27 protein-coding genes are annotated in these 25,544 nt (G+C 63.5%); 13 read left to right on the plus strand and 14 right to left on the minus strand.

The features are described from left to right. The first annotated feature begins 312 nt into the window (after positions 1-312). Positions 313-1,143, plus strand: a complete 831-nt coding sequence (gene queF / locus ABCV34_RS06920; RefSeq protein ID WP_345798470.1) for an NADPH-dependent 7-cyano-7-deazaguanine reductase QueF — start codon at positions 313-315, stop codon at positions 1,141-1,143. A gap of 16 nt (positions 1,144-1,159) precedes the next feature. On the opposite strand, the gene ABCV34_RS06925 is transcribed toward queF, so the two are convergent. Then, complete coding sequence (locus tag ABCV34_RS06925) at positions 1,160-2,221, minus strand: helix-turn-helix domain-containing protein (RefSeq protein WP_345798471.1); 1,062 nt, start codon at positions 2,219-2,221, stop codon at positions 1,160-1,162. Between ABCV34_RS06925 and ABCV34_RS06930 the strand changes: the two genes are divergently transcribed. Genes ABCV34_RS06930 through ABCV34_RS06970 form a run of 9 tightly spaced genes read left to right on the plus strand, consistent with a single transcriptional unit; the run spans position 2,220 to position 10,450 of the window. After that, positions 2,220-3,050: a glucose 1-dehydrogenase gene (locus ABCV34_RS06930; RefSeq protein WP_345798472.1), complete on the plus strand. Its 831-nt coding sequence runs from the start codon at positions 2,220-2,222 to the stop codon at positions 3,048-3,050. The genes ABCV34_RS06925 and ABCV34_RS06930 overlap by 2 nt on opposite strands. Before the next feature lie 8 nt (positions 3,051-3,058). Then, the gene (locus ABCV34_RS06935; protein ID WP_345798473.1) at positions 3,059-4,771 is read left to right on the plus strand and encodes an FAD-dependent oxidoreductase; all 1,713 of its coding nucleotides are present in this window, start codon (positions 3,059-3,061) and stop codon (positions 4,769-4,771) included. A gap of 32 nt (positions 4,772-4,803) precedes the next feature. Beyond that, positions 4,804-5,151, plus strand: coding sequence for an NIPSNAP family protein (locus ABCV34_RS06940; protein ID WP_345798474.1), 348 nt, complete (start codon positions 4,804-4,806; stop codon positions 5,149-5,151). Further along, the gene (locus ABCV34_RS06945; RefSeq protein ID WP_345798475.1) at positions 5,148-5,948 is read left to right on the plus strand and encodes an SDR family oxidoreductase; all 801 of its coding nucleotides are present in this window, start codon (positions 5,148-5,150) and stop codon (positions 5,946-5,948) included. Before ABCV34_RS06940 ends, ABCV34_RS06945 begins: the two co-directional genes overlap by 4 nt. 15 nt (positions 5,949-5,963) lie before the next feature. After that, positions 5,964-6,815, plus strand: a complete 852-nt coding sequence (locus ABCV34_RS06950; protein ID WP_345798476.1) for a branched-chain amino acid ABC transporter permease — start codon at positions 5,964-5,966, stop codon at positions 6,813-6,815. After that, positions 6,812-7,810 carry a branched-chain amino acid ABC transporter permease gene (locus tag ABCV34_RS06955; RefSeq protein ID WP_345798477.1) on the plus strand — a complete coding sequence of 333 codons (999 nt, stop codon included), beginning with the start codon at positions 6,812-6,814 and terminating at the stop codon, positions 7,808-7,810. The genes ABCV34_RS06950 and ABCV34_RS06955 overlap by 4 nt, the downstream gene beginning before the upstream one ends. A gap of 11 nt (positions 7,811-7,821) precedes the next feature. Next, the gene (locus ABCV34_RS06960; protein ID WP_345798478.1) at positions 7,822-8,532 is read left to right on the plus strand and encodes an ABC transporter ATP-binding protein; all 711 of its coding nucleotides are present in this window, start codon (positions 7,822-7,824) and stop codon (positions 8,530-8,532) included. Beyond that, positions 8,529-9,227: an ABC transporter ATP-binding protein gene (locus tag ABCV34_RS06965; RefSeq protein WP_345798479.1), complete on the plus strand. Its 699-nt coding sequence runs from the start codon at positions 8,529-8,531 to the stop codon at positions 9,225-9,227. The genes ABCV34_RS06960 and ABCV34_RS06965 overlap by 4 nt, the downstream gene beginning before the upstream one ends. Positions 9,228-9,256: 29 nt before the next feature. Next, positions 9,257-10,450, plus strand: a complete 1,194-nt coding sequence (locus ABCV34_RS06970) for an ABC transporter substrate-binding protein (RefSeq protein ID WP_345798480.1) — start codon at positions 9,257-9,259, stop codon at positions 10,448-10,450. A 79-nt stretch (positions 10,451-10,529) separates the two neighbouring features. Here the strand turns inward: ABCV34_RS06970 and pgsA are convergent, their stop codons facing one another. The 5 genes from pgsA to orn form a co-directional block, all read right to left on the minus strand. Beyond that, the gene (pgsA, locus tag ABCV34_RS06975; RefSeq protein WP_345798481.1) at positions 10,530-11,099 is read right to left on the minus strand and encodes a CDP-diacylglycerol--glycerol-3-phosphate 3-phosphatidyltransferase; all 570 of its coding nucleotides are present in this window, start codon (positions 11,097-11,099) and stop codon (positions 10,530-10,532) included. A 13-nt stretch (positions 11,100-11,112) separates the two neighbouring features. Then, a complete protein-coding gene (gene uvrC, locus ABCV34_RS06980; protein WP_345798482.1) occupies positions 11,113-12,936 on the minus strand; it encodes an excinuclease ABC subunit UvrC in 1,824 nt (607 codons plus the stop codon). Continuing rightward, on the minus strand, positions 12,899-13,945 hold the full coding sequence (gene nagZ / locus ABCV34_RS06985; RefSeq protein ID WP_345798483.1) for a beta-N-acetylhexosaminidase: 1,047 nt from the start codon (positions 13,943-13,945) through the stop codon (positions 12,899-12,901). Before nagZ ends, uvrC begins: the two co-directional genes overlap by 38 nt. Before the next feature lie 82 nt (positions 13,946-14,027). Next, positions 14,028-14,447 carry a holo-ACP synthase gene (gene acpS, locus ABCV34_RS06990; RefSeq protein WP_345798484.1) on the minus strand — a complete coding sequence of 140 codons (420 nt, stop codon included), beginning with the start codon at positions 14,445-14,447 and terminating at the stop codon, positions 14,028-14,030. Between the two features lie 66 nt (positions 14,448-14,513). After that, complete coding sequence (gene orn / locus ABCV34_RS06995; protein WP_345798485.1) at positions 14,514-15,059, minus strand: oligoribonuclease; 546 nt, start codon at positions 15,057-15,059, stop codon at positions 14,514-14,516. A gap of 54 nt (positions 15,060-15,113) precedes the next feature. Between orn and ABCV34_RS07000 the strand changes: the two genes are divergently transcribed. Continuing rightward, entirely contained in the window at positions 15,114-16,358 is a 1,245-nt protein-coding gene (locus ABCV34_RS07000; protein ID WP_345798486.1) for a M48 family metallopeptidase, read from the plus strand. Continuing rightward, positions 16,351-17,250: a ribosome small subunit-dependent GTPase A gene (gene rsgA, locus ABCV34_RS07005; protein WP_345798487.1), complete on the plus strand. Its 900-nt coding sequence runs from the start codon at positions 16,351-16,353 to the stop codon at positions 17,248-17,250. The genes ABCV34_RS07000 and rsgA overlap by 8 nt, the downstream gene beginning before the upstream one ends. A 15-nt stretch (positions 17,251-17,265) precedes the next feature. On the opposite strand, the gene ABCV34_RS07010 is transcribed toward rsgA, so the two are convergent. From ABCV34_RS07010 to ABCV34_RS07045, 8 genes are all read right to left on the minus strand, one after another. Continuing rightward, entirely contained in the window at positions 17,266-18,003 is a 738-nt protein-coding gene (locus ABCV34_RS07010) for a CoA pyrophosphatase (RefSeq protein WP_345798488.1), read from the minus strand. Between the two features lie 78 nt (positions 18,004-18,081). Beyond that, complete coding sequence (gene rplS, locus ABCV34_RS07015) at positions 18,082-18,453, minus strand: 50S ribosomal protein L19 (protein ID WP_345798489.1); 372 nt, start codon at positions 18,451-18,453, stop codon at positions 18,082-18,084. A gap of 80 nt (positions 18,454-18,533) precedes the next feature. Next, positions 18,534-18,791, minus strand: coding sequence for a hypothetical protein (locus ABCV34_RS07020; protein ID WP_345798490.1), 258 nt, complete (start codon positions 18,789-18,791; stop codon positions 18,534-18,536). Between the two features lie 232 nt (positions 18,792-19,023). Beyond that, positions 19,024-19,665 (minus strand): peroxiredoxin, encoded by a 642-nt coding sequence (locus tag ABCV34_RS07025; protein WP_345798491.1) that lies wholly within the window; start codon positions 19,663-19,665, stop codon positions 19,024-19,026. A 115-nt stretch (positions 19,666-19,780) separates the two neighbouring features. Beyond that, positions 19,781-21,601 carry an acyl-CoA dehydrogenase gene (locus ABCV34_RS07030; RefSeq protein WP_345798492.1) on the minus strand — a complete coding sequence of 607 codons (1,821 nt, stop codon included), beginning with the start codon at positions 21,599-21,601 and terminating at the stop codon, positions 19,781-19,783. Positions 21,602-21,695: 94 nt separating this feature from the next. After that, positions 21,696-22,625, minus strand: a complete 930-nt coding sequence (locus tag ABCV34_RS07035; RefSeq protein WP_345798493.1) for an FAD-binding protein — start codon at positions 22,623-22,625, stop codon at positions 21,696-21,698. Next, the gene (locus tag ABCV34_RS07040; RefSeq protein WP_345798494.1) at positions 22,626-23,375 is read right to left on the minus strand and encodes an electron transfer flavoprotein subunit beta/FixA family protein; all 750 of its coding nucleotides are present in this window, start codon (positions 23,373-23,375) and stop codon (positions 22,626-22,628) included. It lies immediately after the preceding gene. Between the two features lie 76 nt (positions 23,376-23,451). Further along, entirely contained in the window at positions 23,452-24,375 is a 924-nt protein-coding gene (locus tag ABCV34_RS07045; RefSeq protein ID WP_345798495.1) for a histone deacetylase family protein, read from the minus strand. A 10-nt stretch (positions 24,376-24,385) separates the two neighbouring features. Between ABCV34_RS07045 and mltB the strand changes: the two genes are divergently transcribed. Further along, positions 24,386-25,543, plus strand: a complete 1,158-nt coding sequence (gene mltB / locus ABCV34_RS07050) for a lytic murein transglycosylase B (protein ID WP_345798496.1) — start codon at positions 24,386-24,388, stop codon at positions 25,541-25,543. Position 25,544 lies beyond the last annotated feature (1 nt).

The raw sequence follows: 25,544 nt of genomic DNA on the forward strand, positions 1-25,544 counted from the left end.
TGATGGAAAGAGAAAACAAGAAACCGATGCAAAACAGTCTACGCTGATGCTGCAGTGCACATAGCACTTGTATCTTATATAAGATAGAAAATTTTATTCATAAAAATCAAAATGTTATTAATTTAATTTCATGCTATGAAATTATTTTCCCATCAATGAAACATGATCGGACGCGGCGCAGCATTGATTTTTCATATTGAAAAACCATACTTTCATGATGTGAAATTTGCCTTGCGCGGGCATTACAATGAACGACCGACCGCTTGAATTGCACCGCCATGCCGGGTCGAACCCCGATCCAGGATGAACTCCATGCACACATCCACACTCGAACACAGCCCGCTTGGGCACGCCACCGCAGGCTCCGACCACTATGATCCGGCGCTGCTGTTTCCCATCGCCCGCACCGAAACCCGTGCCGGCCTCGACCTGCCGCAGGCGCCTTATGGGTCCGACATCTGGAACGCCTATGAGCTGTCCTGGCTGAACGCCAAGGGCAAGCCGATCGTTGCCATGGGCCGCTTCACGGTGTCGGCCGACAGCCCGAACCTGATCGAATCCAAGTCCCTCAAGCTCTATCTGAACAGCTTCAACGAAGAGCGCTTCGAATTTCCGGACATCGCGCGCCAGCGCATGTTCACCGACCTGTCACGCGCCTGCGGCAAACCCGTGCACGTGGAGATCCTGTCGGTGCGGCCGGCCTTCGAGCTCAGCTGCACGCCCCTGCGCGGCACCTGCATCGACGACCAGGATATCGACTTCGAACCGGTCGATGCGCCGGCCCCCGACAGCCTGACACATTCGCAACCCGCCCCCTTCGTGCGGGAAACGCTGGTCAGCGAACTGCTGAAATCCAATTGCCCCGTCACGGGCCAGCCCGACTGGGCCAGCCTGCAAATCCGTTATGCGGGTGCGCGCATCGACCATGCCGGGCTGCTGCGCTATATCGTGTCGCTGCGCCGCTGCCGCGAATTTCACGAGCTGTGCGTGGAAAAGATCTACGGGGAAATCATGGCGCGCTGCGCGCCGGACGAACTGCTGGTGTATGCACGCTATACCCGGCGCGGCGGGCTGGACATCAATCCGTGGCGGGCGAATTTTCAGCCAGACGAGGTAGGGCAGACGCGGACGTTGCGGCAGTAGGCAGGCCGCGATATCGTCAATGGCCGCGCGCGATCTGGTCCCGCGCCTGCTGGCGGAATTCGACCGGGCTCAGCCCGGTATGCTTGCGAAAAAAGCGGCTGAAGTACACCTCATCGTCAAAGCCCAGACGGCCCGCCAGCATCTTGATGGCATCGGATGTATAGACCAGGTCGCGCTGCGCCTCGCGTACCAGGCGGGCGTTGATGACCGCGGACGCCGGCATCCCCAGGACATCCCGACACAGGCGTGACAGATTTCCCACGGTCATGCCCAGCTCATTCCCATAGGCGGATAAGGCCACATGGTCCCTGAACCGCTGGTCCACCAATTCACGGAATTTCTGGATCTGCCGCGCCTTGCGGGTGCTGCCTGCCCTCAACGGCAGCCCACGACTGTGGCGGATACGCCCCACTCGCATCATCAACGCGGACAAGAGGGACATGCATATTCCCGACTGGCCAACTCGATGGCTGCGGAACTCGGCAAATATCGCTTCGAACAGGGAGGCCAATTCACGAGCCTCCCGATCATTCTGATCGAACTCCATCACGATTGGCTCACGGACCGCTTGCAGCATATCCGGTTCGGATGCGCCCACCATCAATTCCAGCACATGCTGGACCGCCGTGATCACGGGACCATCCACTTCCGGCAGGAATTTGAATAAATGCACTATCTGTTCTGGAATTGACAAAATGCACGGGGCCTTGACATGCCAAATCCGGCCGTCGATGCCCACCATTCCACCCCCCTGGGCCAGAAACAGAATTTGTATGAAAGATTCATGCAAATGAGGCTTGATTTCCCAGTTGTTCAGCGAAGATCGCTTCGGAATGGATTCTATGTGTACAGAATCCACCCAATGATCGAGCCCGTGAGTGGCATATAAACCATAGCTAGGGATTTCCCTCATCCTGCTTCCAGCGTGCGGAGAAAATGCACGAATTGTCCTGTCATATGCATGAATTGTCAATTCAATAGACTTCAAATATCCAGATAATAAATAAATACATGACCTGTCGGCCTTCTCCCCAATCCGGTGTGGGACGCCGCCAGTCGAATAAACGGAGACAATCATGCAAGACCCCCACTGGCTCGGGCTCCAGGGCCGCGCATATGCTGTCACGGGCGCAGCCCGCGGCATCGGTCAGGGCATCGTGCAAGCGCTGGCCGATGCCGGCGCCCGCATCGCCCTGCTGGACCACGACGCCGCCGCGTGCGAGGAAACCGCCGCCGCCCTACGTGCGCAAGGCACCGACGCGACCGCGTTTGCCTGCGACGCATCGGACCCCGACAGCGTCGCCCGAACTGCCGCGGCGGTACATGACGCTCTGGGCCCTTGCGCCGGGCTGGTAAACAACGCTGGCATCCTGCGGCCCGGCGCCCTCCAGGACGTCGATCTTCAGGAATGGAACCGCGTACTGGGCGTCAACCTGACGGGCTACCTGCTGACCGCGCGTGCCTTCGCCGCCCGGATGCGAGACAACGGCGGAGGCAGCATCGTGCACATCGCCTCGATCTCGGGGAGTTTCCCGCAGACACGCAGCGGCGCCTACAGCGCCAGCAAGGCGGGCGTCATGCTCATGTCGCGCCAGATGGCCGTCGAATGGGGCGCGGACGGTATCCGCAGCAATACGGTCTGCCCCGGCATGATCCGCACACATCTGTCGGCGGCCTTCTATGCCGAGCCAGGCAACGAACAGCGGCGCGCCGCCATGACCGCCAGCCGCCGGGTCGGAGAAACGGCCGACATCGCCAACGCGGCCCTCTTCCTGCTCAGCCCCCGCTCCAGCTACATCAACGCCACCGATCTGGCCGTCAACGGCGGCATGGACGCCATGCTGATGGACATGGTCCCACGGCCGGGCTTCAACGACACGGCGCCGCGCACAGCAACCCAGCAATGAGCATCGACATGAACACGACCCCACTGAAAGACAATACGCATTGCGACGTTCTGGTGATCGGCGCCGGTGTCGCCGGATTGACGACCGCGATCGTCGCGGCCAAACAGGGACTGAAAGTCATCGTGGCCGAAAAGGCGCCGGTATTCGGCGGCACCGCCGCCTATTCCGGTGGCGTGCTCTGGATCCCCGGCAACCACATCGCGCGGGAAGCGGGCATTCCGGATTCCCGGGACGCGACCCTGACCTACATCCGCAACGAGGCGGGCGCCCATTTCGATCCCGAGGCCACCGACGCCTTTCTGGATACGGCCCCCGAAATGGCGGAATTCTTCGAACGCGAGACCCATCTTCAATTCGTCCCCACGCTGTACCCGGACTACCACCCGGACCGCGAAGGCGGGGCGCAGCAGGGACGATCCATCCTGGCCAAGCCCTTCGACATCCGCGCCCTGGGGTCGGACATGGAGCGCCTGCGCCCGCCTCTGCGCTCAATCACCTTCATCGGCATGATGTTCAATTCCTCGAACGCGGACATCAAGCACTTTTTCAACGCAACCCGCTCTCTGCCCTCGTTTCTGTACGTCGTCAAACGGCTGGCTGCCCACGTGAAAGAACTCGCGCTGTACCGCCGGGGGGTCAACGTCACGAGCGGCAACGCGCTCATGGCCCGCTTGGCGAAAACGGCTCAGGACCTGAACATCCCCGTCCATACGGACTGCCCTGCGATCAGCCTGATCGAGGAAGACGGCGGGATCACGGGCGCGGTGCTGGCCACGCGGCGCGGCGAAGTCCGCATCCTGGGCGACCGTGCCGTGGTCCTGGCAGCCGGGGGCTTTCCTCATGATGCCGAGCGCATCCGGAAAATCTACCCGCACCTGCAACGAGGTGGGGAACACTTGTCTCCCACCCCTGCCGAAAACACCGGAGACGGGATCAGGATGGCCGAGGCACTGGGCGCCTCTCTTGCCATGGACTACCCCAGCGCATCGGCCTGGATGCCCGTTTCCCGCATTCCGTACGGCCGCGGCCAGTATGGCGCCTTCCCCCACCTGCTGGACCGCTACAAGCCTGGCGTAATCGGCGTCCTGCGCGACGGTCGGCGCTTCACCAACGAATCGAATTCCTACCACGACGTGGGCCAGGCGATGATCGACGCCTGCGCCCCATCGAAGGAAACGGCGATGTGGCTGATCTGCGACCAGACCACCATCAGCAAGTACGGTCTGGGCTATGCAAAACCAGCCCCCATTCCCCTGGGGCCAATGCTGCGGCGCGGCTACCTGCACAAGGGACGCACGTTGAAGGAACTGGCGCAGGCCGCCGGCATCGATCCAGACGGACTCGAAACCACGGTACGCGCCTACAACGAAAATGCGGCAAAAGGCGAAGATCCCCAGTTCCACCGCGGCTCGACGGCATTCAACCGCTATCTGGCCGACCCGGAGCACCGGCCCAATCCCTGCGTCGGCCCGATCATCCACGGCCCGTTCTATGCACTGAAGGTCGTGGTGGGCGATCTGGGGACTTTCGACGGTATCCGCACCACGGTGGTGGGCGAGGTCCTGGATGGCGAATCCAAACCGATCCCGGGCTTGTACGCGGTCGGCAACGACCGGGCGAGCATGATGGGCGGCAGTTACCCCGCCGCCGGGATCACGCTCGGACCCAACATGACGTTCAGCTATATCACGGCGCGGCACATCGCCCGGGCCGGCGCCTGAGGCCGCCAAGCAGCCAACGAGGAGACAATTTCATGCATACCGACAGGACCCTTCCCCTGGTCGATCACAGAATCTACACCATCGCCCTGCGCAAAATGCCGGAATTCCTGGACGTCTTCGACCGGCTGGCCATGCCGATCCTGCTGGAGACCCTGGGCAACCCGGTCGGCATCTACACCAGCCATGTCGGCCCGCTCAATCAGGTCGTGCATCTGTGGGCCTACCAAGACCTGGCGGATTACCAGGAACGTTGCCGCCGCCGCGACACCCATCCGGACTTCCCCGCCTACCTGGAGGCCTCAGGCCATCTGATCGTGGCGCAGGAAACCCGGCTCCTGATGCTTACCCAGCTGCCCAGCATGCAAGGACGCTTCCAATGACACAGACCTCCAATTCGATGCCGGTCACCATCATCACGGGCGCCGCCGCAGGCATCGGCTGGGCGACGGCCCAACTGCTCGCCGCCGAAGGCCACCGCCTTAGCCTGCTGGATCTGGCCGGTACCCAGGCCCGTGCGCGCGCCGAGGAACTCGGCCCGAGCCACATCGGGCTCGCCTGCGATGTCGCCTCCGAAGCGGATGTGGGCGAGGCCATCGCACGCACCCTGGAGCAGTTCGGACGCATCGACGTCCTGGTCAATAACGCGGGTATCGGCGACCAATCGGCCGCCACCGTGGACCAGACGACCGAAGGCTTCGACCAGGTTCTGCGCATCCATCTACGCGGCACGTTCCTGATGTGCCGCGCCGTGGCTGCGCACATGCTCGCCCGCAAGCGCGGCGCCATCGTCAACCTGAGCTCGATTGCGGGTATGGCCGGCATCCCGGGCCGTAACGCCTATTCCGCCGCCAAGGCCGGCATTGCCGCCATGACGCGCTCGATGGCCTGTGAATGGGCGCGAGGCGGCATCCGGGTGAACGCGGTGGCACCGGGGTACACTCGCACGGCCCTGGTGGAGGAACTGGAAGCCCGCTATGCCCTCGACACGCGCAGCATCGCGGCGCGGACACCCATGGGGCGCCTGGCACGGCCCGAAGAAATCGCGGCCGTCATCGCCTTTCTCGCTTCCGAACGGGCGAGCTACGTCACCGGCACGACGATCCATGCCGACGGCGGCTGGCTCGCCCTGGGCGCCCCCGAAGATACCCTGGCGCCGCACGGCGACCGATCCACCTAGGAGGCTGTGAGCACAATGCTTGCCATCAACATCATCAACGGCCTGGTCTACGGCGCCCTGCTGGCCATCGTCGCCTCTGGGCTGGCCCTGATCTACGGCCTGCGGCGCGTCGTCAACTTCGCCCACGGATCGCTATACATGCTGGGCGCCTACATCGGCTACTCCGTCGCGATCCACGCGGGCTTCTGGGCCGCGTTGATCGCCGCGCCCTTGGCCATGTTTCTCATCGGCGTCCTGCTCGACCGCTACGGCCTGAGGCTGCTGCGCGACTATGACCCGCTCAGCGTGATCCTGGTTACGTTCGGCCTGCTGCTGATCGTCGAGGACCTGGTGCAGACAATCTGGGGCAAAGGCAATCTCTCGCTGGCCGAGCCGGACATCCTGAGCCATTCGGTGGACATCGCGGGAATGACACTTCCCGCGTACCGGATCGCAGTGGTCGTCGTCGGCGTCCTGGTCGCGATCGGGCTGACGTTCTGGCTGCACAAAACCCGCATGGGACTCTTTGTGCGGGCATCGAGCACCGACCCCGCCACCACCGCCATGCAAGGCGTCAATACGGACCGCCTCAGCGCCTTCGTGGTCGGTCTGGGGACCGCGCTCGCCGGCTTTGCCGGCATCGTGACGGCCCCCTTCCTGTCCCTGTCACCGACCATGGGCAGCAGCGTCCTCATCGATTCGTTCATGGTCGTCGTGATCGGCGGCCTGGGCAGCCTGCCGGGCGCGTTCCTCTCCGCCCTGGTCCTGGGCCAGGTTCAAACGCTGGGAGCCACGTATCTCCCCGAAATATCGGCCTCCCTGCCCTTCATCCTGATGATTGCCATCCTGATCTGGAGGCCGGCTGGCATCGCCGGAAACCGCACATGAGCACACTGTTTCGCCCCAACCGGCTGACGCTGACGACGATAGGCTGCGTCGCCCTGACCGTGGCCCTCGGTCAGATCATCAGTTCCGCAACAGTCCTTTCGATCCTGACTCAGGCGGCCATCTTCGCGTTGTTTGCCACCGGCGTGGGCGTCCTGCTGAAACAGAACGGCATGGTGAGCTTCGGCCACGCCGCATTTTTCGGACTAAGCGCGTATGGGATCGCCATCTGCCTGCAGGAGACCAGCCTCCCGGCCGAGCTCATCATCCTGATCAGCCTGGCTGCCACCGCGATATTCGCATTCGTCCTGGCCCTGGTCATCGTGCGCGTCCCCGGCATCGCATTCGCCATGCTCACTCTGGCTTTTGGCCAACTGTTCTACCAATTGGCGCTGAAATCCCGCAGCCTGACCGGCGGCGCGGACGGCATCAGCATCGCCTGGCCGGATACGCTGTTCGGCATCCCGACTTCGACGCTCCTGGACAACAGCGTCATCTTCACCATCAGCGGGGTCATTCTTGTCCTGACCCTGGCACTCCTGGCGTGTCTGCACCGGAGCCGGTTCGGCCAGACGACCGAGGCGATACGGGACAATCCGGAACGCGCCGCCTTCATCGGCATCCGCCCCACTCTCCCGCGAGCCTTGATCTTCACGCTATCGGCCGTGATCACCGCGGCGGCCGGCATCCTCGCTTCCTTCAATTCCGGGTTCATCTCCCCCGACAGCCTGCACTGGAGCGTCTCGGGAACCGTGCTCATGATGGTCGTCGTAGGCGGCTACTGGAATGTCACGGGTCCAGCGCTGGGGGCCGTCATTTACATCGTCGCCAAAGATCTCATCGGAGACCTGTCCACACATTGGCTGTCGCTATTCGGCGCCCTGCTGATCGTGATCGTCGTATTCGCGGAAAACGGCTTGAGCGGCGCATTGCGTACGCTCGCCGCCCGCACACGCCGCTCCGCCGCCCCCAACATCTCCAGTCAAGAAGCCTCATGATGGATGAAAAAATGATCCTCAAAGTCACCGACGCGGCTGTCCACTACGGCGGCGTGAAGGCCGTGGACGGTGTGTCCTTCGCCCTGAACCCGGGCGAAATCCACGGTCTGATCGGTCCCAATGGCGCAGGAAAGTCCACCGTCATCGATGCCATCAGCGGACGGCGCGGCCTGACGCGCGGCAACATACACCTGGCGGGTCAGGACATCACACGCTTGAGTGTGATCGACCGGCGCAGGCTAGGGCTGGCCCGATCCTTCCAGCGGACCAGCATATTCCCGAAGATGTCCGTCTGCGATCAGATCGGGTTGGCCGCCCACAAAGTCGGCGCCGAAGCACCCGAGCAGGATGCGCGGCACGTCATGGATCAGCTCGATCTGTCGGGGGTGGCCAACGCCGTCGCCGGGAGTCTGGGCTACGGCCAGCAACGCCGACTCGATCTGGCACTGGCATTGGTAGGCCGGCCCATCGTACTGCTGCTGGATGAACCCATGGCCGGCCTGTCCCCCCAGGAATCCACCGATCTGGCGACCCACCTGCAGAAGCTCACCAAAGATTGGGGCGTCTCCATCCTGCTGGTGGAACACGACACCGACACGCTGTTCAGCATCTCGAATTCCGTCACGGTATTCGAGCTCGGACACATCATCGCCAGTGGCCGGCCCGATGACGTCAGAATCCAACCGCGCGTCCGCGAAGCCTACCTGGGGAGCGCCGCATGAAAACTCTGCTTCACATGAGCGACGTCCATGCCTACTATGGCGCGGCACACATTCTGCACGGCCTCAGCCTGCAAGTCGCCGAAGGCGAACGGGTCGCATTGATCGGACGCAACGGGGTGGGCAAAACCACCACGGTCAACGCCCTGTTGGGCATCGCCCGCCTCGGATCCGGCGAGATCCGACTGAACGGCACGCTCGTGCGCAAGGCGCTGCCCTACACCCCCGCCCAGTTCCAGGTCGCCATCGTCCCTCAAGGACGGTGCATCATCCCCAACCTGACGATCGAGGAAAACCTGCTGCTGGGATCGGCAAGCCGGCATCCAGGCCCCTGGAATCTGTCGGAAATCCACCGCCTGTTCCCCATCTTGAAGGAACGCGCACGCACGCCCGGCACCGCGCTTTCAGGCGGCCAGCAGCAGATGCTGGCCATCGGACGCGCCCTGATGGCCAACCCCAGGCTCATGATTCTCGACGAACCCACCGAAGGACTCGCGCCGGTCGTCGTCGACCAACTGGCGGACACCCTGAACCAGGTGACCCGTCAGGGAACGGCCATCCTGCTCATCGAGCAGAACCTCGGGCTGGTGGCCCGCACGACCTCACGCTATTACGCCGTCGAAAAGGGCCGCATCACCGCCGGCGGTGCCGTCGATTCCACCAACCTCGAGGCGCTTCACAACCACATCGCAGTCTGATTGAAACCCACCACCCAGGAGACAACGACATGACAAGCAACCCATTCAAACTTTCACTCGTGACCTTCGCGGTCGCCGCCGGCCTGATCGGCGCAGGCGCGCAGGCAGCCGACAAAGATCCGATCCGGATCGGCGCAGTGACCTCCTTATCCGGCGTATTCGCGCAACAGGGGGAGGAAGTCCTGCGCGCCATCCAGTTCGCTGTGGATGAAGCCAATGCCAACGGCGGCATCAATGGCCGCCAAGTGCTGATCAAGACCGGAGACGACGAAAGCACTCCCAAGGAGGGTCTGCAAGCATCCGAGAAACTTGCCCGCGATGGCTACAAGTTCCTCATCGGCCCTATCGCATCGTCCATCACCATGGCCGTCGGCCAGAATCTCAACCGCTGGGACGCCATGCTCGTGGCCACGGTCAGCAAGAGCGACAAGATCACCGGCGACACCTGCAAGCCCAGGCTGTTCCGGACCAATCACTCGGACGCCATGGACGTGGCCATGTTCGATCAGTGGACGAAGGACATTTCGCAAAAGAATTTCGCCATCATCGCGGCCGACTATGCCTGGGGCCACGACTCCGCAAAGACTTTCACCAAGGCCGCGGAGGCCCAGAACAAGAAGGTCTCCCTGACGCTTTTCCCGCCGCTGGGCACCAAGGATTTCGCCCCCTACATCTCCCAGATCAAAGCCGACCCGACGATCGATGGGCTATGGGTAGCACTCGTCGGCAGCGACCTCATCGCCTATGCCAAACAGGCGCAGAGCTTCGGGCTCACGTCGAAGACGACGCTGGGCCACGCCATGATCATGAACTTTGCGGTCAACGCAACCGGCGACGCCATGAAGGGAATCGAGGGCAACATGGAATACGGCTCCGGGATCGACACCCCAAGAAACAAAGCTTTCGTCAAAGCCTGGGAGGCCAAATTCCATCGGGTGCCGACCGACAACGAGGGTTCGGCATATAACGGAATGGAAGCCATTTTCGCCGGCGTGAAAAAAGCCGACAGCGTAGATCCCGGCAAGGTCTCCAAGGCACTGGGCGGTCTGCAATACGACACCGTCTATGGCCCCGCCACCATGCGCGCGGCCGACCATCAACTGGTAATCCCGAACTACGTGGGCGAAGTCAAGGAAGTCGACGGCGTGCTGCGGCCGACGATCATTCACAGTTTCCCTGCCTCGCTCGTGCCGGAACCTTCGGGCGAATGCAAGATGCGCTGACACAGCGTGCGCATCTCCCCGGCTGGCGCAGCGGGGCGTGCGGCCCCCCAGGCAACCTTCCTGGATCCCGCAGACGGGCCTACACCCGGCTGCGCATCTCCGGCCAGGCCTTTTTCAGGTAATAGCACATCGACCAGACGGTCAGGATGGCGGCAACCACGATGAGGATCTGGCCGACAACACGTGTGGAAATGCCTTCCAGGGGCTGCCAGTACAGCAAGCAAGGAATGGCGATCATCTGGGCGGCGGTCTTGAACTTCCCCAACGTATGCACGGCGACGCTGCTGCTGGCACCGATCTTGGCCATCCATTCGCGCAGCGCGGAAATGGTCAGTTCGCGCCCGATGATGACCAGGGCGATCACCAGATCGACGCGTCCCAGATCCAGCAGGATCAACAAGGCCGCCACCACCATCAGCTTATCGGCCACGGGATCCAGGAAGGCACCGAAGACGGATGTCTGATTCCAGCGCCGGGCCAGATAACCGTCGAACCAATCGGTCACGGCCGCCACGATGAATGCGACGGCGGCCACGCTGTCGCGCCAGCCCGACCCCATCCAGGCGTCCGGCAAATAGAACAATCCCACGAGCAGCGGGATCATGGCGATACGCAGCCAGGTCAGGGCAATGGGAATGTTGAGCGGCATGATAGGCGTAATACTACCTTAAGGCGTGGTAAATGCGCTCCGCCAGCTGACGGGAAATGCCTTCGACGCCGGACAGTTCGTCGATGCTGGCATCCACGACCCCGGAAAACCCGCCGAAACGTGCCAGCAGCTTCTGCCGGCGGTGCTGGCCGACGCCTTCGATTTCCTCTAGTCGGGACACGTTGCGCGCCTTGGCGCGGCGCGCCCGCATGCCGGTGATGGCGAAGCGATGCGCCTCGTCGCGCACCTCGGCCACCAGCATCAGGGCGGCGGACTCCACCCCCAGGGCCACGGACGGCCTGCCATCGACGAAGACCAGGGTTTCCAGACCAACCTTGCGGTGGTCGCCCTTTTTCACGCCCACGATGCGGCTGGCGTCCAGGCCGAGTTCTTCGAAAACCTGGCGAGCGACGTTGACCTGCCCTTCCCCGCCATCGATCAAGACAATGTCGGGCAGGGCGACATCGCCGTCGGCGACCCGGGCATACCGCCGGGTCAACGCCTGACGCATGGCAGCATAGTCGTCGCCCGGCTCGATCCCCGCGATGTTGAAGCGCCGGTACAGCGAATGCTGCATGGCGTGGTCCTTGTAGACCACGCAGGACGCCTGGGTGGCTTCGCCCGCGGTGTGGCTGATGTCGAAGCATTCGATGCTCAGGGCATCCAGGGCATCGTCATCCGTGTCCAGGTCGAGCTCCACCGCCAGCGCGCGGGTGCGCGCCTCGCGCGCGCTGGATTCGGAAAGGCGCTGCGCGAGCGCCAGGCGGGCATTGCGCTGCGCCTGTTCCAGCCAGGAACGGCGCGCGCCCTGCGGCCGGGTCAGCACACGGATCTTGTGCCCGTGCTGTTCGGCCAGCATGACGATCAGGTCGGGATCCGGCAAGGCGTGGGAACACACCAGGACCGGCGGCACCGGATTGTCGGCATAGTGCTGGGCGATGAAAGCGGCCAGCACCTCTTCGGCGGGTTCGTCCTGGGTCTGGGTGGGAAATAGGGGTTTGTCCCCCAGGTGACGCCCGGCCCGCACCATGGCCAGATTGACGCAAACACGGCCACCCGACAGTTCAATGGCGATGATGTCGGCGCTGTCGTCCCCGACCTGCTCCATGGTCTGTTGCTGGAGGACCTTGGCCAGGGCCCGCATCTGATCGCGCAGCACGGCGGCCTGCTCGAAATCCTGACGTTCGGCGGCCGCCGTCATGCGCTGCTCGATGTCTTCCAGCACCTCGGTGGTGCGGCCTTCCAGGAACCGGATCGCGCGCTCGACGTCGGCCTGGTAGTCTTCCAGGGAGATCTTGCCGACGCAGGGCGCCGAGCAGCGCCCGATCTGATACAGCAGGCAGGGCCGCGTGCGATGCGCGTAGACGCTGTCTTCGCAGGTACGCAGCTTGAAGACCTTCTGCAGGATCTGGATGGTCTCGCGCACGGCCCAGCTGTTCGGATAGGGACCGAAGAAATGCCCCTTGCCCTGCGTACTGCCCCGGTAATAGACGATGCGTGGGGCCTCGTGATCCGTGATGTGCAGATAGGGGTAGGACTTGTCGTCCCGGAACAGGATGTTGTAGCGCGGCTTCAGGCGCTTGATCAGGTTGTTTTCGAGGATCAGCGCTTCGGCTTCGGTGCGCGTGACCGTGACCTCGGTGCGCACCACCCGCGCCAGCATGTGCTCGATGCGCGGGCCGTGGCCGGTCTTCTGGAAGTACGAGCTGACGCGGCGCTTCAGGTCGCGCGCCTTGCCGACATACAACACCTCGCCGTCGACATCGAGATGTCGGTAGACCCCCGGCAGATGCGGCAGGTCAGCCAGAAAGGTTTTCAGATCGAAGGCTTCGGGCACGGAGATATCTCGGATCGGACAACAGGCCGGCCCAGTCGGATGACGGACGGGTCGGCATCAGGCGGCGGATGCGGTGCACGGCCCGCGGGTCCAGGGGCCGATCGGCCAGCGCGGCCAGCAGTTCATCGGCCAGATCAGGCCGGTTGCAGACCAGCACCATGTCGCACCCCGCATCCAGGGCGGCACGCGCACGCGCCCGGATATCGCCCGCCACGCTGGCGCCTTCCATGGTCAGATCGTCGGAAAACACCACGCCGTCGTAGGCGAACTGCTCACGCAGGATGCCGGTCACCCAGCGGCTGGAAAAACCGGCGGGTTCGGGCGCAACCTGCGGGTAGATGACATGGGCGGGCATCACCGCCGGCAGCACCAGGTCACCCAGCCAGCCATAGGGCGCCGCGTCGGCGTTCAGAATCTCGGCCAGAGGCCGGTCATCGACCGGAATCGCCAGGTGCGAGTCCGCAGCCACCGCCCCATGCCCCGGAAAATGCTTGCCGCACGCCGCCATGCCCGCCTGGGCCAGCCCCTGGATCAGCGCGCGCGCCAGCAGGGACACGACGGCGGGGTCTTCATGAAAAGCACGATTGCCGATCACCTGGCTGACTTCGTAATCCAGATCGAGCACCGGTGTGAAACTGAAATCCACGCCGCAGGCGCGCAGTTCACTGGCCAGCACGAACCCCGTTTCGGTTGCGCCATGCAGGGCCGCCTGCGGATCCTGGTCGTACCACCGGCCGAAGACACGCATGGCGGGCAAGGGTGTGAAGCCATCGGTGCGGAAACGCTGCACCCGCCCGCCTTCGTGGTCCACCGCGATCAGCAGCGGCTCGTCGCGCGCGGCGTGGATCTCGGCGCACAGATGGGTCAACTGGGCGCGGTCCGAAAAGTTGCGGGTAAACAGGATCACGCCGCCCACTTGCGGGTGACGCAGGCGCAGGCGTTCCGCGTCGCTCAGTTCCAGACCGTCGATGTCGACCATGACGGGACCGGGGGGCAAGGATTTCTGCATGGGCGCGATTTCCGATGGGATCAGAGGATGAGGGGGTGCTCGGGTCAGCCATCGTAGCGCATCCGCGCCCACCCAACGCCGCTTACGCCTGGTCCCGAGGCAGGTTTTCCACCACGACGAATGCGGCCACCACATCGGACTCGTCGGTCATCGAGACGTGCGCCGGTCCGAAGCGCGCATCGTACCAGTCCTTCAGCGGGCCGGACAGGTGGATTTCCGGAGCACCGCCGCGACGATTGATGATCTGCACCCGCGACCAGGTCATGGGCATGTGGATGCCCAGGCCGATCGCCTTGGAAAAAGCTTCCTTGGCCGCAAAGCGCGTAGCCAGATACAGGATGCCGCGCCGGGGGTCGCGCGCCTGGCGGCGGGCATGAACCAGCTGTTCGTCGGTGCCCAGAATACGCCGCACGAAACGCCCGCCGTGGCGCGCATGGATGCGCTCGATGCGATCGACCCGCAGCAAGTCGGTGCCGATGCCTGCGATGCTGCCACTACCCATCCCGGGGCTCCTGGAAAATCAGACGGAGACAACGCCGCGCACAAGGCGCGGGAGGCCGTGACGCGCTCATAGCCGCAGGAAATGTTCCCGGTAGTGCTTGAGTTCGTTGATCGATTCCTGGATGTCGGCGAGCGCCTCGTGTTTGCTGGCCTTGGTGAAGCTGCGATAGACCTCGGGCTTCCAGCGCAAGGACAGTTCCTTCAGGGTGCTGACGTCCAGATTGCGGTAGTGAAAATAGGCTTCCAGGCGCGGCATGTACTTCACCATGAAGCGCCGGTCCTGGCCGATGGTGTTGCCGCACATGGGAGACTTCCCGGACGGCACCAGGGGCGCCAGGAATTCCAGCAGCACGTCCTCCGCCTGGGACTCGGTCAGGGTCGATGCCTTGACCTTGTCGATCAGACCGCTCTTGCCATGCGTAGACTGGTTCCATTTGTCCATGGCGTCCAGCACGGCCTTGTCCTGATGGATCACCAGCACCGGCGCCTGGGCCACCACGGTCAGGTCGGGCTCGGTCACAATCAGGGCGACTTCCAAAATGCGCTCCTTTTCAGGGTCCAGCCCGGACATTTCCATGTCCAGCCAGATCAGGCGCTGATCGTTCGCAGCCATCACCTATAATCCTTTGAATCAAAAACCTGATTTTCGCACACTGACCAGACAGACATGCTGACCATTCTGTTCCTTGCCTGCCTGATCGGCGATCTGCTGATACGCTACTGGCTGGCCCGTCGTCAAATCCGTCACGTCCAGGCGCACCGCAACGACATCCCCGCCGCCTTTGCGGGACGCATCGGCCTGCGCAGCCATCACCGCGCGGCGGACTACACCGTGGCGCGCTGCCAGCTTGCCATGATCGAACGCATCGTCGAGGCCGGGATCCTGCTGGCCCTGACACTCCTGGGCGGGCTTCAAGCATACGACCTGTTCCTTGGGCGTCACATCGAATCCGAACTCTGGCGCCAGATGGCCCTGGTCGCCGGCGTCCTGGCCCTGCTGGGAACGATCGGGCTGGCCTTCTCCGCCTGGCGCACCTTCCGTCTGGAGGCCCGGTACGGCTTCAACCGCATGACCCCTCGCCTGTTCGTCACCGACGCGATCAAGATGTTGCTCGTCACCCTGATCCTGGGCGCGCCGCTGCTGGCGGCGATCCTGTGGGTCATGGGGGCGGCGAGCACCAACTGGGCCTGGTGGGCCTGGGGGTTGTGGGTCGGGTTCAATCTGCTGGTGCTCTGGCTGTATCCCAGCTTCATCGCCCCCATCTTCAACCACTTCACGCCATTGGACGACCCGGAACTCAGCCAGCGCATCCATGCCCTCGCCCAGCGCTGCCACTTCGGCCTGTCCGGCCTGTTCGTGATGGACGGATCCCGACGCTCGGCGCACGGCAACGCCTACTTCACCGGCTTTGGCCGCCACCGCCGCATCGTGTTCTTCGATACGCTGCTCTCGCGCCTGGATGCCAACGAGGTCGAAGCCGTCCTGGCCCACGAACTGGGACACTTCGCCCACCACCACATCCTGCGGCGCATCGTGGTCAGCCTCATTTCGGCGGGCCTGCTGCTGCAGCTGCTGGCCTGGCTTTCCACACAACTGTGGTTCTATACCGGCCTGGGGATCATCCCGCAGCTGGGCCGCCCCAATGACGGGCTGGCCCTGGTCCTGTTCATGCTGACCCTGCCAGTGTTCACGTTCTGGTTCACACCGATCGCCAGCCTGCTGTCGCGCCGCGACGAATTCCAGGCCGACCGCTACGCGGTCCGGCAATGCGGAGCCGATCCGCTCAGCAGCGCGCTGGTCAAGCTCTACGACGACAATGCAGCCACGCTGACCCCGGATCCGCTCCACTCCGCCTGGTACGACAGTCATCCGTCAGCCGCCGTGCGTATCGCCCACCTGCGCCATGACTGACGCGACGCAGCCGGGCCGGGTCATCGCGGCTCACGGACGCCATTACCGCGTAGCCATCGACCACACTGACGTGCTGCGCCACTGCTACACCCGGGGCAAGAAAGCCGGCCCCGCGGTCGGCGACCACGTGCTGATCCGCCCGGAAGGCCACCTGGAAGGCGTCATCACCGAGATCCTGCCGCGCCGTAATCTGTTCTACCGGTCGGACGCCCAACGCAGCAAGCTGTTTGCCGCCAACATCGATCAGCTGCTGCTGGTGCTGGCAGCAGAGCCCGAATTCTCGGACGACCTGCTGGGCCGCGCCATGGTGGCCGCCAGCAGCGCGGGTATCCAGATCCGCATCGTGCTGAACAAGGCCGACCTGCCATCGACCGCGGCCGCGCGCGCGCGTCTGGCCTCGACCGAGGCGCTGGGCGTGCCGCTGACCCTGATCAGCGCACTGGATACGGCACAGGTCCATGAACGCCTGGAGCCCCTGCTTCGAGGCCGCTGCACCCTGCTGCTGGGCCAAAGCGGCATGGGTAAATCCACGCTGCTGAACGCGCTGGTGCCGGAAGCCGGGGCAGCCACCCGGGCCCATTCAGAAGCGCTGGGCACCGGGCGTCATACAACCACCCAGACCCGCCTGTACACCCTGCCCGGCGGCGGCGACCTGATCGACTCGCCCGGATTCCAGGCCTTCGGACTGCAGCACCTGAGCCCTGACGAGATCGAACAGGGCTTTCCGGAATTCGCCCCCGCCATCGCCCAGTGCCGCTTTTACAACTGCACCCATCAGCACGAGCCCGGCTGCGGGGTACTGGCAGCCGTGGCGCGGGGCGACATTTCGACAGACCGGCATGCGCTCTATATGCGCATCCTGGCGGAAAACAAAGCCGCGCAGCGGTATTGATGCCGGACCGCTGAATTAATCGCGCGGCACCCCGGACAGCCCCGCCGAAGCCGCCAGAAAATGGTAGAAGTTGCGCACCAGGATCGCCGTGGCGCCCCAGATGAAATACGACTGCCAACGGATCGAAAAATAGCATCGACCATGGCCCCAGGCGGTCTGCAGCTGATGCAGGCAATGCTGCGCCGGATCCATCAGGACTTCTAGCGGCACCTCGAAGACCTCGGCGACCTCGGCCTGATCGGCCACGATGTGAAATCCGGGCAACAGTTCCCCCACGACCGGCGTCATCAGGAAATGCGTGGTCGTCAGCAGCGCGGGCTGCACCCCGATGACGTGCACGAATTGCCTTTCGACACCGATTTCCTCGCGGGTTTCCCGGATGGCTGCAGCCACTGGGTCTGGATCCGAGGCCTCGATGCGCCCCCCCGGAAAGCTGATCTGACCCGCATGGTCGTGCAGGTGCGCCGCGCGCCGCGTGAACAGTACCCGCAAGCCCTGATCTCGCTGGATCAGGGGCATCAGGACCGCTGCCTGGCGCGCTTGCGCGTAGGCCGCACCCCCGGGAAGGAAGGCCTGGGCAAACAAAGGATCGACTTGCCAGTCGACGGCGTGCGTAAAGGCCTGCCGGATGTAATCCAGCTGCAGACACTCGGGAGGTAGGGATGGCAGCGGTGTGCCGGGCAGAATGGGTTGGACGGTCGGGTCAAAGCCCGCTGATCGTCGGGTATCCAGAGAGGGGATCGGAGGCGTCATGACTTCCACAAAAATGGCCGTGAACCCAAAACAAAGGCACCCTGACGGGTGCCTTTGTGTGGAATGACCCGATCAGGATCAGACGGCCTTGCGGACCAGTTTTTCCTTGATGCGAGCGGCCTTGCCCGTCCGGCTGCGCAGATAGTACAGCTTAGCACGGCGGACATCGCCCCGGCGCAGGACCTCGATCGAGGCGATCTGCGGGGAATACAGCTGGAACGTGCGTTCCACGGCCTCGCCGGAGGAGATCTTGCGCACGGTGAAGGCGGAATTCAGGCCACGATTGCGGCGGGCGATGACCACGCCTTCGTAGGCCTGGGCGCGCTTGCGCGTGCCTTCGACGACGTTGACGCTGACGATCACGGTGTCGCCAGGGCCGAATTCGGGGATGGTGCGGCCTTCGGTCAGGCGCGCGATTTCTTCTTGTTCGAGGGTTTCGATCAGATTCAAGGTAGGCTCCGAGGCATCTTGGAGATGGCTGTCGATGGAATTGGTGCCATGCCAGAGGATGCGGTAAACATGCGATTATATCAGAACCCAGCGGCCGCACCGAGCCACATGAAGCCGGGAATCATGGCCGCCCAGATCAGGACCATGAGAACGTCGGTAGCCGCGGACCACAGCGTCCGCCAGGCGATACGCCGGATACGGGCGACGCGCCGCGGACGGCGCACCGGGCGTACGGCGCGCGCGGCGCATGCACAATCGGACTTCGGCCGGCGAAAGCCGCCCTGGTTCCCCTGCCCCACCAATGCCCATGCACCGGGCCATGTGGATGTGATTGCCATGCTTGTCTCCTGGATGAATGCTGGCCGGAAGGGATCAAATCGGGATTGATACCGACGGCATAGACTGGTGTTCTATACAGTGTTTTTGATACTGTACAAAACAACAGTCATTGAAGCAAGCAGAAAATGGCCGGGATGACGTTGCGGGTCGACGCGGGAATACCCCCGATGGGCCTTGCCCAATGAAAAGCCCAGGCAAAAACCTGGGCTTTTCGAAGCTACGCCGATCCGGTTACCGATCCGGCTGCGGCGTGGTGCGCAGATACGGACGGATCTCCTTGTAGCCCTTCGGGAATTTTTCCTTCAGGACGGCGGGATCCTTGATCGACGGCGCGATGATCACGTCCTCGCCGGGTTTCCAGTTCACGGGCGTCGCGACGCTGTAGTTGTCGGTCAGCTGCAGCGAATCCAGGGCGCGCAGGATCTCGTCGAAATTGCGCCCCGTGCTGGCCGGATAAGTCAGGATCAGGCGGATTTTCTTGGCCGGATCGATGACAAAGACGGAACGCACCGTCGCCGTCGTGCTGGCGTTCGGGTGGATCATGTCATAGAGCGTGGCGACCTTGCGGTCCTCGTCGGCCAGGATCGGGTACTGGACATTGGCCTTCTGCGTATCGTTGATGTCCTTGATCCAGTCGATATGGGACTGCTTGCCGTCCACCGACACCGCGATCACCTTGGCGCCGCGCTTGGCAAAGTCACCTGAAACGATGGCGGTATAGCCCAGCTCGGTGGTGCAAACCGGGGTGAAGTCGGCCGGGTGGGAAAACAGTACCCCCCAGCTATTGCCCAACCATTCATGAAATTTGATTTTCCCCAGGGAGGATTCCTGTTCGAAATCAGGGGCGACATCGCCCAGACGTAACGTGGCCATCAGCATCTCCTGTTTTCCAAGCACCCGCCACCGGGACGATCCAGGCAGCGGATGGTTTAAACATTTAAGATTCTTGCAGAATATAGGATACGACTGAAATATAACGACGTTATAACTATATCTGAGCCTGTCTCACATAACGATCCGCCAGACAGCCGTCCTGGATGGCGGACCCGAGCGCAGCCGCGCGCGGCAACACGTGCACCGCATACTGCACGGCGGTCGAGATCTTGTTGGCCAGGAACGGATCCGTGGCACCTGCCTGAATCCCCGCGGCCGCCGCCAGCGCGGCACGCCCCAGCTGCCAGCCGGCATGCGCGGTACCGGCCAGCATCAGGCAGGGCACGCTGCCGGTGAAGACGCCCCGAATGTCGTCACGCACGTGGGCCAGTACGAATGCGACCGCGGCGTCGTAGGCTTGGGCCGCAGCTTCCAGCCTGCCGGCGATCAGACCCAGGGCCTCGGCGTGGACACCCTGCGCGGCGTGCAGCGCAGCCACGGTTTCCCGCATGCCGGCGATTTGCCCCCGGGCGACCTGCCCCCCGTCGCGCACGATCTTGCGGCCGATGAAATCATTGGCCTGGATGGCCGTCGTGCCTTCATAGATGGGCAGGATCCGGGCGTCGCGGTAATACTGGGCCGCCCCGGTTTCCTCGATGAAGCCCATCCCGCCATGCACCTGGACGCCCAGCGACGCGACTTCGATGGATGATTCGGTGGAAAAAGCCTTGACGATGGGCACGCAGTATTCGTAGATCGCCTGGGCCTCCGCCCGGGTGGCCACATCGGCGGCATGGGTCGCCTTGTCCCGATAACCGGCGGCCACATAGGCCACCGCGCGCGCGCCTTCGGTCAGCCCGCGCATGATGCCCAGCATACGGGCCACGTCCGGGTGACGGGCGATCGGCACGGGGCCCGCCGAGCCTTCCAGCGCATTGCCCTGGACTCGCTCGGCCGCATAGGCCGAGGCGTGCTGCAGCGCCCGCTCGGACACGGCAACGCCCTGCAGACCCACCGCATAACGGGCCGCGTTCATCATGATGAACATGGCTTCCAGGCCCCGGTTTTCCGCGCCGATCAGATAGCCGACGGCCCCTTGGCCGACCTCGCCCTTCTCTGACCCATAGAGCAGCACCGCCGTCGGGCTGCCGTGAATACCCAGCTTGTGTTCCAGCGATGCGCAATAGACGTCGTTGCGGGCACCCAGGCTGCCGTCGTCGTTCACCAGGAACTTCGGCACGATAAAGAGTGAAATGCCCTTGACGCCCTTGACGCCCTTGGGCGCATCGGGCGTGCGCGCCAGCACGAGATGAATGATGTTGTCGGCCATGTCGTGATCCCCATAGGTAATGAAGATCTTCTGGCCCGTGATGCGGTAGCTGCCGTCATCCTGACGAAGGGCCCGGGTTTTCAGCAAGGCCAGGTCGGACCCGGCCTGCGGCTCGGTCAGGTTCATGGTCCCCGTCCAGCGGCCTTCCAGCAGCGGCGGAATGAAACGGGCCTTCTGCTCGTCCGAACCCACGATCGTCAGGGCTTCGATCACGCCATCGGTCAGCAAAGGACACAGCGAGAACGCCAAATTCCCCGCATTGATGCTTTCCGTGGCCGGGGCCGAGATCAGCTTGGGCAGGCCCTGCCCACCGAATTCAGTCTCGTGCGCCAAGCCTTGCCAACCGCCCTGGACGAATGCCTGAAAGGCGGCACGAAAACCGGGCGTGGTCTGGACGGCGCCGTCCCGCCACTGGGCCGGCTGGGTATCCCCGGTACGATTCAGCGGCGCGATTTCCTGTTCGACGAAACGGGCGTTTTCCTCGAGCACGGCATCCACAAGGTCTTCTGAAACCTCTTCGAAACCGGGCAGCGCCAGCACGCCTTGCAGATCGGCCAGCTCGCGCAGAATGAAACGGATATCCTGGGTGGGAACCTGGTATGTCATCGCAATTCCTGTGAAAGGCGGAATCCAAGCAGAAGCGACGATTCCGCGTGATGCAACACGGGCCCCGTTGCGGGGCCCGTGGCAGCGAGCAGGGTCAGAGCGCCTTGACCAGTTCGGGCACGGCCTCGAACAGATCGGCCACCAGACCGTAGTCGGCTACACCAAAGATCGGCGCCTCGGCGTCCTTGTTGATGGCCACGATCACCTTCGAGTCCTTCATCCCGGCCAGATGCTGGATCGCCCCGGAAATACCCACGGCGATGTACAGCTGCGGCGCGACGATCTTGCCCGTCTGGCCGACCTGCCAGTCGTTGGGAGCATAGCCCGCATCCACCGCCGCGCGCGAAGCACCCAGCGCCGCCCCGAGCTTGTCGGCCAGCGGGTCCAGGATCTTGAAGTTTTCCGCGCTGCCCAGACCGCGCCCGCCCGACACCACCACGGAGGCGGCGGCCAGTTCGGGGCGATCGCTCTTGGCCAGTTCCCGGCCCACGAAGGACGATTTCCCGAAATCGGCCACCGCATCCACCGATTCGATGGCGGCGGCGCCGCCCGTGGCCGCCACCGGGTCGAAGGCGGTCGTACGCACCGTGATCACTTTCTTCGCGTCGTTGGACTGCACGGTCGCCAGCGCATTGCCCGCATAGATGGGGTGCACGAACGTGTCGGCGGATTCGACGGCGACGATGTCGGACACCTGGGCGACGTCGAGCTTGGCCGCGACGCGCGGTGCCACGTTCTTGCCCGCCGCTGTGGCGGCAAACAGGATGTGGCTGTAGCCGCCGGCCAGCGCCAGCACCTGGGCCGCCAGATTTTCGGCCAGGCCATTGGCCAGCGCCGCGCCATCGGCGAGCAGAACCTTGGCCACGGAAGCCAGCTGAGCCGCCTGTTCGGCCACGGCGCGGGCGCCGGAGCCCGCCACCAGCACGTGGATGTCCCCACCCAGGGCTGTAGCGGCCGCAACGACGTTGCGGGTCGCGACGCCCAGCTGGGCGTTGTCATGTTCGGCAATAACCAGAATGCTCATTTACACCACCTTCGCTTCGTTCTTGAGTTTGTCCACCAGGGTCGCGACGTCGGGCACGATCACGCCAGCCGAGCGGGTCGGCGGCTCGGTCACCTTCAGGGTCTTCAGGCGCGGGGCGGCATCGACGCCCAGGTCCGCGGGGGACACGGTGTCCAGCGGCTTTTTCTTGGCTTTCATGATGTTGGGCAACGTCACGTAGCGCGGCTCGTTCAGACGCAGGTCGGTGGTCACGATGGCCGGCAACGCCAGGCTGAGCGTCTCCAGCCCGCCATCGACCTCGCGGGTGACCTGCACGCGATCGCCCTGGATTTCGACCTTGCTGGCGTTGGTGGCCTGAGGCCAGTCCAGCAACGCGGCCAGCATCTGACCGGTCTGGTTCGCGTCGTCATCGATGGCCTGCTTGCCCAGGATGACGAGCCCAGGCTGTTCCTTTTGGGCCAGCGCGGCCAGGATCTTCGCCACAGCCAGCGGCTGCAGTTCGGCATCGGTCTGCACCAGGATGCCGCGATCGGCCCCGATGGCCATGGCCGTGCGCAGGGTTTCCTGGCACTGCGCGACCCCGCAGGATACGGCGACGACTTCCGTGGCTGCGCCCTTTTCCTTCAGGCGAGTGGCTTCCTCGATCGCGATTTCGTCGAACGGATTCATGGACATCTTGACGTTGGCGATGTCCACGCCAGTGTGATCGGATTTGACGCGTACCTTGACGTTGTAGTCAACGACACGCTTGACCGGTACCAGGACCTTCATCGAGCTAACTCCAAATGAAAAAGAAAAAGAAATGACGGTTGCAACCAGCGGCTGAATGCGGATTGGCGCGTCTTCATCAGTAACCCCCCAGCACCCGCACATGCGCCACGGCGCTGCGTCCCAGGGCGGACAGGTCATAGCCGCCTTCGAGGAAGCTGACGATCCGTCCCTGCGCGGACTCGGCGGCCAGCTCGACCAGACGTTCGGTGATCCAGGCATAATCCGCCTCGACCAGTTTCAGGCTGCCCATGTCGTCTTCACGATGGGCATCGAATCCCGCCGACACCAGGATCAGCTCGGGTTGAAATCCCCGCAACGCGGGCAGCCAACGCTGTTCTACGACATCGCGCACGACTCGCCCATCGGAATAGGCGTCCACGGGGATATTGATCATGTTGGGCCCCGGATTCTCCTGGCGGGTGTCGGGAAACAGCGGATATTGGTAGAAACTGCACATCATGACCCGGTCTTCGTGCAAAAAGACTTCCTCGGTGCCATTGCCATGATGCACGTCAAAGTCCACAATCGCGACACGATTGAACCCGTACCGGTCCAGCGCATAGCGGGCCGCGACGGCGATGTTGTTGAAAAAGCAGAACCCCAGCGCCTGCCCGGGCCGCGCATGATGCCCCGGGGGACGGATGGCGCAAAAGGCAGTCCTGGCATGACCCTCCATGATCTCGTCGAGTGCAGTCAGCCCCGCCCCGGCGGCCGCCCAGGCGGCTTCCAGGGTTTCCGGGTTCATGATGGTGTCGGGGTCCACCGGAAAATACCCGTGTGCCGGCGCATGCTGGCGCAGAAAGGACAGGTATTCCGGCGTATGCACCCTCAGCACGTCGTCCGGTGCGGCCGGACGGGCCTGGCGCTGGCACAGGAAATCCATCAGCCCGCTGGCGGCCAACTGATCGGCCACGGCATCCAGCCGCTGTGGGCATTCAGGATGCCACGCGCCCATTTCATGCAGGCGGCAGGCGGGATGAGTAATATAGAGCGTCTCCATAAGGGCGATTATGTTCAGACCAACCCGTATTTTGCAAGTTGCCGTAGCGTCGCTGTTTCTGGCTGGTTGTGCCACCAGCAACGGAGGCCACGGAGCCAGCGCCGCTGGTCCTATGAATCAACAGAATCAAACGACCGTTTCAAACGATCGTATTAATTCTAGCAGAAACGGGAACTCGGGCAGGCCGGAATCCGGACCTGGCGATTTTCTGGATGCCCAAGGGCACTTGATCCCCGAGGTCCTGGCCTTCGCCCAGGAAACAGCCAAAACACGTCAAGTGCCGTTCAATAACGTCGAATCGCTGCTGAAGTCCGCGCGATACGACACAACCGCGGTGCGCCTGATGACGCCGCCGCCCCGTACCGGTCGTATCCGCCGCGCCTGGCTCAGCTACCGAAAACGCCACGTCGACCCGATCCGCATCCGCCGGGGCGTCGAATTCTGGCAGGCGCACCGCCAGACCCTGGACCGGGTCAGCGCCCTGACCGGTGTTCCGGCCTCAATCATGGTGGCCATCATCGGCATCGAAACGGTCTATGGCCAATATACCGGCGACCACCGGGTGCTGGACACACTTACGACCTTGGGGTTTCGCTACCCTGATTCAAACCGGCCAGAACGCCAGACCATGTTTCGCAATCAGTTGGCCGACCTGATCGTGCTGGATTATCAGGGGGTGCTGGATGCCCGCACGGTCGAGGGCTCGTTCGCCGGCGCAATGGGATTGCCGCAATTCATGCCGGGCAGCCTGATGCACTACGCTGTCAGCCACGACGGCGGCAAACAGGTCGATCTGACCAACACCGACGACGCGATCGCTTCCGTCGGCAATTTCTTGAAACTGCACGGCTGGGTGCGCGACGTCCCCGCATTCGCCCCCGTCAGGCTGCCAGCCAACGCGGGCGATCTGACCCAGGACGGCCTGGACCCCCTGAGCGACTGGACCCATCTGGAAGCCGAAGGCGCACGGGCGCTGCCGGGTGGCGGAACACGCTGGCAATCGCAGCCTCTGGGGGTGATCGACCTGCAGGACGAAATCCGGGGCACGCACGAATACCGCTGCGCCACCCCGAACTTTTTTGCCATTACAAAATACAACCGCAGCTATTTTTATGCGGCATCCGTGGCCGATCTGGCCAGCGAGATCACGAACCGGATGGGTTCCTGAG

The organism is Castellaniella sp. MT123 (assembly GCF_039614765.1).
In the GTDB taxonomy this organism is placed as follows: Bacteria; Pseudomonadota; Gammaproteobacteria; order Burkholderiales; family Burkholderiaceae_B; genus Castellaniella.